Origin of the sequence: Mesorhizobium sp. M0317 (assembly GCF_040321555.1) — a bacterium.
GTDB lineage: Bacteria > Pseudomonadota > Alphaproteobacteria > Rhizobiales > Rhizobiaceae > Mesorhizobium.
On record NZ_JAMYRV010000046.1, the window covers coordinates 52,424 to 58,988 of the forward strand.

The following is a 6,565-nucleotide window of genomic DNA, read 5'->3' on the forward strand; positions in this document are numbered from 1 at the left end:
CCGCCGCGCGTGGCGAGGCACCCTCCCCTCGAGGGGGAGGGGAACCGCCTGTACTTTCCACCACCCCATCAGGCTGCTAGGCTCACTCATCGGGAGGAAACGGCGATGGCGATTAATCTCGACGAGCTCAAGAACGCCACCAATCTGCGCGGGCGCGGCAGGGCGTTCATCGCTCCGCTCGACGGCCGGGCACATGTGTCGGGCGACCGTTCGGTGCCGCTGCTCGACAAGACGATCCCTCAGCTTTTCTCCGACACGGTCGGCAGATACGCCACGCAGGATGCTGCCGTCTTCGTCGGACAGGACAAGCGCTTCACCTGGAGCGAACTGTCGGACACGGTCGATACGCTCGCCGCCGGCTTCCTGGCGCTCGGCCTCGAAAAAGGCGACCGTGTCGGCATCTGGTCGCCCAACCGCTGGGAATGGCTGGTCACCCAATTCGCCACCGCTCGCATCGGCCTGATCCTGGTCAACATCAACCCGGCCTACCGGCTGACGGAGCTGGAATATGCCCTCAACAAGGTCGGCTGCAAGGCGCTGGTCATCGCCGCCAGTTTCAAGACCTCCGACTATCTCGGCATGATCGAGACGCTGGCGCCGGAGCTCGCCAACGCCACCCCCGGCAAGCTCAAGGCGCAGAAATTGCCGACGCTGAAGATCGTCATTCGCATGGGCGACGACAACTCGCCCGGCATGTTCAATTTCGCCGATGTGCTGTCGATGGCCGGCCGCGACGAGCATGACAGCCTCGACCGCATCTCCGAAGGGCTGAAGCCGGGCGAGGCCATCAACATCCAGTTCACATCAGGCACGACGGGCGCGCCCAAGGGCGCGACGCTGACCCACACCAACATCGTCAACAATGGCAATTTCGTCACCGCTGCGATCAAGCTCACCGTCGACGACCGGCTCTGCATCCCGGTGCCGCTCTACCACTGCTTCGGCATGTCGATGGGCACGATGGGCTGCGTCACCAAGGGCGCGACCATGGTGTTTCCTGGCGAGGGTTTTGACGCCGGCGCGACGCTGAAGGCGGTGGCGCAGGAACGCTGCACCGGCCTCTACGGCGTGCCGACCATGTTCGTCGCCATGCTTGACCACGCCGACTTCACCAGCTTCGATCTCTCCAGCCTGCGCACCGGCATCATGGCGGGCTCACCATGCCCGATCGAGGTGATGAAGAAGGTGGTGACGCTGATGCATATGGAAGAGGTGACCATCGCCTACGGCATGACCGAGACCAGCCCGGTCTCGTTCCAGAGCAGCGTCGACGATCCGCTGGAAAAACGCGTCTCCACTGTCGGCCGCATCCATCCGCATGTCGAGGTCAAGGCCATCGACGCCGAGGGCGCCACCGTCGCCGTCGGCGCGCCGGGCGAGCTGTGCACCCGCGGCTATTCCGTCATGAAAGGCTACTGGGACGACGCGGAAAAAACCCGCGAGGCGATCGACGCCGACGGCTGGATGCACACCGGTGATCTCGCCACCATCGACGCCGAGGGCTATTGCAACATTGTCGGCCGGGTCAAGGACATGGTCATCCGCGGCGGCGAAAACGTCTATCCCAGAGAGGTCGAGGAATTCCTCTACCGCCATCCCAAGGTCAAGGAGGTGCAGGTGTTCGGCATTCCCGACGCCAAATATGGCGAGGAGCTGTGCGCCTGGATCGTGCTGAAGCCCAACCAGATCGCCACCGAGCAGGAGATCAAGAATTTCTGCGCCGGCCAGATCGCCCACTACAAAATCCCCCGCTACATCCGCTTCCGCACCGAACTGCCGATGACGGTGACGGGCAAGCCGCAGAAGTTTCTGATGCGGGAAGCGATGGTGGAGGAACTGGGGCTGGTGGTGCAGAAGACGGCTTGAGGGTTGAACGCCGGGGACGGGACTGCCGGGCTTCGAAACGACATTGGGGTGCTCGACAGGCTTCCGCAAGGTTCGCCGAACGCATTGGGGCTTGAATGACTGGTTTCGCACGATCAGCGACTTCCTATGCGATGCCTTTGGCCGCGCTGGCACTGGCCGTTGCGGTCAGAGTCAGCGGGCTATCGGTGGACGAAGGTTCGCCGAGCGTCAGGATTCTCGTCGGAGCGCTCTCGAGTGCGATCATGTTCATCACTATTTTCGTGGTGCTCGATCACGCCGAGGCGGTGGCCCACCGTGTGGGGGAGCCTTACGGCACATTGGTGCTGACTTTTGCCGTGACGGCAATCGAAGTGTCGATCATCGTTTCCATGATGCTGCATGGAGAGAACAACCCCACGCTTGCACGTGAATCCGTCTTCTCGACAGTGATGATTGCCTCCACCGGCGTTGTCGGAATGTGTCTCACGTTTGGCGGCTGGCGGCATCGCAAGCAGGCAATTGTCCGGCAAGGGACCAGCGCATATCTGGCGGTTCTGGCCGCACTGACCGTCATGACGCTTATCCTGCCGACCTACACGCGGACCACCGATCCCGGCACATTTTCGGCAGCTCAGCTTGGCTTGGTAAGCGTTCTTTCCGTGCTGCTCTATGCAAGCTTTGTGTTCGCGCAGACAATCCGGCATCGGGACGATTTCATCGAAGGACTGGCAGACGACCTTTCGGCGCGAACCGCCCCTCACAAAAGCATCTCTTCCAGCGCTCTGCTCCTGGTAATCGGACTGATCGGAATTGTCATGCTCGCCGAGCAGGTCGCCGCAAGTGTTGAAGATGCGCTTGTTGCTTACCAGGTGACCCAGGCTGACAGCATTGTGGGGGCAATGATCGCCGGTCTGGTTTTGATGCCGGAAGCCATTTCGGCGGTTCGCGCTTCACTCAACAATGAGCTGCAGCGCGGCCTGAATGTCGCAATGGGTTCGGCTTGCGCCACGATTGGTTTGACAATACCTGCGGTCGCAGCAGCCAGCCTGCTTACGGGACGAGGGTTGACCCTGGGGCTCCCGGAAGCTGACGCAGTACTTTTAGTTTTAGCGCTTTTCATATGCGGCGTAAGCTTTAGCAACGAAAGGACGACCTTCCTGACCGGAATCGTCCATGCCGTGGTATTTTTCGCGTATGTATTTCTGGTATTTATCCCTTGAGGCTTTGGTGCGATCTGGCGACCAGCCGTCAAGGCGGGTATTCTCGAACGCGCCTGATTTGAGTTTCTTTTCGGGGTTCCCAAGGCGCCATCTAAGACCCGAACGACTCACACCCCCAGCACCGCCGCATCCAACCCCCGAATGATCTTCGCCAGTTCCACGCATTCATCATGCCGCACCTTGTTGCGGCGCCAGGCGAGGCAGATCGTGCGTTGCGGCATTGGCTCTTGGAACGGCACGATCTTGAGGTCCGGCATGGCGCTGGCCGGCCTTGCCGCCATTTCGGGGATGAGCGTGACGCCGAGACCATGCGCCACCATCTGCAGCAGCGTCGTCAGGCTGGTGGCGCCGTAGCTTGCCATCGCTACGGGACGCACGCTGCCGCACAGGGCCAGCGCCTGTTCGCGCAGGCAGTGGCCTTCCTCCAAAAGCATCAACCGCTCCAGCGCCGGGCTTTCCGGCGGCACCGGTGGCGAGGCGAAGGCTGGATCTCCGGCTGGCACGGCGAGGAAGAAGCGGTCGGCGAACAGTTCCTCGGTGACCAGGCCCGGCTGCTCGAGCGGCAGCGCGGCGATGAAGGCGTCGAGCCGTCCGGTTGCCGTGTCCTCGACCAGTGATGCCGTCACTGCTTCGCGCAGTTCGAGCTGCAGGGACGGAAAATGCCGCTTCAGCTCCGGGAGCACATGCGGCAAAAGATACGGCGCCACGGTCGGGATGATGCCCAGCCGGAAGCGGCCTTCCATGGCCGGGCGGCCGCGCCGGGCCGTCGTCTCGACATCACTGATGTCGCGCAGGATGCGCTCGATGCGTGGCAGCAGCGCTTGCGCCTCTTCCGTCATCCGCACCGTCTTGCCGCCGCGCTCGAACAGCCGGCAGTTCAGCCTTTGCTCCATCTCGGCGATCTGCGCGGACAGCGCCGGCTGGCTGACGCCGGCGAGTTTTGCGGCGCGGCCGAAATGCAGCGTTTGCGCCAAAGCCTCGAAATATTGCATCTGCCGCACGGTCAAGCCAATCATAAGGAAAGCCTATCGCAACAAACAGGAAAGGCAATTTGTTTTTATCGAAGAGACGGCTTAGTCTGGAACCATTCCAGAGTGGCGCGGCTCCCGGCCGGCCCGGAAAAACAACACATAAATCAGCAATTCGGAGGCCAAGATGGACGCGATGACCGACGACAACAGCGCCGGCAAATGCCCGGTCCCGCATGGAACCTCCGCCAGGACCAACCGCGACTGGTGGCCGAACCAGCTCGACATCGGCGTTCTCCACCAGCAGTCGAGCCTTTCGGACCCGATGGGCGAAGCTTTCGACTACGCCGCGGAGTTCAAGACGCTCGACCTCGACGCGGTGATCGAGGATTTGCACAAGGTGATGACGGATTCGCAGGATTGGTGGCCGGCCGATTTCGGCCATTACGGGCCGCTGTTCATCCGCATGGCCTGGCACAGCGCCGGCACCTATCGCATCGGCGACGGCCGGGGTGGCGCCGGTGCGGGCCAGCAGCGTTTCGCGCCGCTGAACAGCTGGCCGGACAACGCCAATCTCGACAAGGCGCGCCGGCTGCTGTGGCCGGTCAAGCAGAAATACGGCCGCAAGATCTCCTGGGCCGACCTGTTGATTCTCACCGGCAACGTCGCGCTGGAATCGATGGGCTTCAAGACCTTTGGCTTTGCCGGTGGCCGCGCCGATGTCTGGGAGCCCGAGCAGGATGTCGACTGGGGTTCGGAAACCAAGTGGCTCGACGACAAGCGCTATTCCGGCGACCGTGAGTTGCACGGCCATCTCGGCGCGGTGCAGATGGGCCTGATCTACGTCAACCCGGAAGGGCCGAACGGCAAGCCGGATCCGCTGGCCTCGGCCCGCGACATCCGCGAGACCTTCGCGCGCATGGCAATGAACGATGAGGAAACCGTGGCGCTGATCGCCGGCGGCCACACATTCGGCAAGACCCATGGGGCCGGTGATGCAGCACTTGTCGGCGCCGAGCCGGAAGGCGCGGGCATCGAGGCGCAGGGCCTCGGCTGGTCGAGCAAGCATGCCACCGGCATTGCCGGCGATGCGATCACGTCCGGCCTCGAAGTTACCTGGACGACGACGCCGACCCAGTGGAGCAGTAACTTCTTCGACAATCTCTTCAACTTCGAATGGGAGCTGACCAAGAGCCCGGCCGGGGCCCATCAGTGGACGCCGAAGGGCGGCTCTGGCGCGGTTACGGTGCCGGACGCGCACAATCCCTCGAAGCGTCATGCGCCGGCAATGCTGACCACCGACCTCGCGCTGCGGGCCGACCCGGCCTATGAGAAGATCTCGCGCCGCTTCCATGAGCATCCGGAGCAGTTCGCCGATGCCTTCGCCCGTGCCTGGTACAAGCTCACCCATCGCGACATGGGGCCGGTCGTGCGGTATCTCGGCCCGCTGGTGCCGAAGGAAGAGCTGATCTGGCAGGATCCGGTTCCGGCCGTCGACCATGAGCTGGTCAGCGACCAGGATATCGCATTGCTGAAGGCCAAGATCCTGGCTTCGGGCCTCAGCGTTTCGCAATTGGTCTCGACCGCCTGGGCCTCGGCCTCGACCTTCCGCAACTCCGACAAGCGCGGCGGCGCCAATGGCGCGCGCATTCGCCTGGCGCCGCAGAAGGACTGGGAGGTCAACCAGCCTGTCGAACTGGCTAGCGTGCTGGCGAAGCTCGAAGCCATCCAGAACGAGTTCAACGCAAGCGGCAAGAAGGTCTCGCTGGCCGACCTCATCGTGCTCGGCGGCGTCGCCGCGGTCGAGAAAGCCGCAACGGATGGCGGCAATGCGGTGAAGGTTGCCTTCACGCCCGGCCGCACCGACGCCTCGCAGGCGCAGACCGACGTCCATTCCTTTGCGGCGCTCGAGCCCAAAATTGACGGCTTCCGCAACTATGTCAGGGGCAAACCGCCGATGTCGGTCGAAGCCATGCTGGTCGACCGGGCGCAACTGCTCAACCTGACGGCGCCGGAGATGACGGTGCTGGTTGGTGGCCTGCGCGTGCTCGGCGCCAACACCGGCGGCTCGAAGCATGGTGTGTTGACCGACAGGCCGGGCACGCTGACGAACGACTTCTTCGTCAACCTGCTCTCGATGAGCACCATCTGGGATCCGGCCTCCGAGCCCGGCTCGCATGAGGTCTACGAAGCACGCGACCGCAAGACCAGGGCAGTCAGGTGGACCGCCACACGCGCCGACCTGATCTTCGGCTCGCATGCGCAGCTGCGCGCGCTGGCCGAGGTCTACGGGTCGGCGGATGCCGGGCAGAAATTCGTTGGCGATTTCGTCAAGGCGTGGACCAAGGTGATGAACGCCGACCGTTTCGACATCGCTGCCTGATACAACCTCCCAAACGAAGGGGGGGGGGGCGGGGCCCGGCCCCGGGGTGTTTGGCGGGGGGGGAGTGGAGCGGTTATTTGGGGTGTGGGGGGTGGGGGCCCCGCCCCCCCAAAGCGCCCCCGCGGCCGGCGCCCCACGAGGCGAGGTGT

General features: G+C 63.5%; 4 protein-coding genes. 3 read left to right on the forward strand and 1 reads right to left on the reverse strand.

The features are described from left to right. Window positions 1-105: 105 nt before the first annotated feature. Together NKI88_RS25920 and NKI88_RS25925 are read left to right on the forward strand one after the other, a co-directional pair. Window positions 106-1,866, forward strand: coding sequence for an AMP-binding protein (locus tag NKI88_RS25920; RefSeq protein ID WP_352658249.1), 1,761 nt, complete (start codon window positions 106-108; stop codon window positions 1,864-1,866). A gap of 95 nt (window positions 1,867-1,961) precedes the next feature. Next, window positions 1,962-3,065, forward strand: coding sequence for a calcium:cation antiporter (locus NKI88_RS25925; RefSeq protein WP_352658251.1), 1,104 nt, complete (start codon window positions 1,962-1,964; stop codon window positions 3,063-3,065). Between the two features lie 107 nt (window positions 3,066-3,172). Here the strand turns inward: NKI88_RS25925 and NKI88_RS25930 are convergent, their stop codons facing one another. Further along, a complete protein-coding gene (locus NKI88_RS25930) occupies window positions 3,173-4,081 on the reverse strand; it encodes a hydrogen peroxide-inducible genes activator (protein ID WP_023667719.1) in 909 nt (302 codons plus the stop codon). A 139-nt stretch (window positions 4,082-4,220) separates the two neighbouring features. Here NKI88_RS25930 and katG point away from each other — a divergent pair, with 139 nt between their 5' ends. After that, window positions 4,221-6,416 carry a catalase/peroxidase HPI gene (katG, locus tag NKI88_RS25935; RefSeq protein WP_352658253.1) on the forward strand — a complete coding sequence of 732 codons (2,196 nt, stop codon included), beginning with the start codon at window positions 4,221-4,223 and terminating at the stop codon, window positions 6,414-6,416. Window positions 6,417-6,565 lie beyond the last annotated feature (149 nt).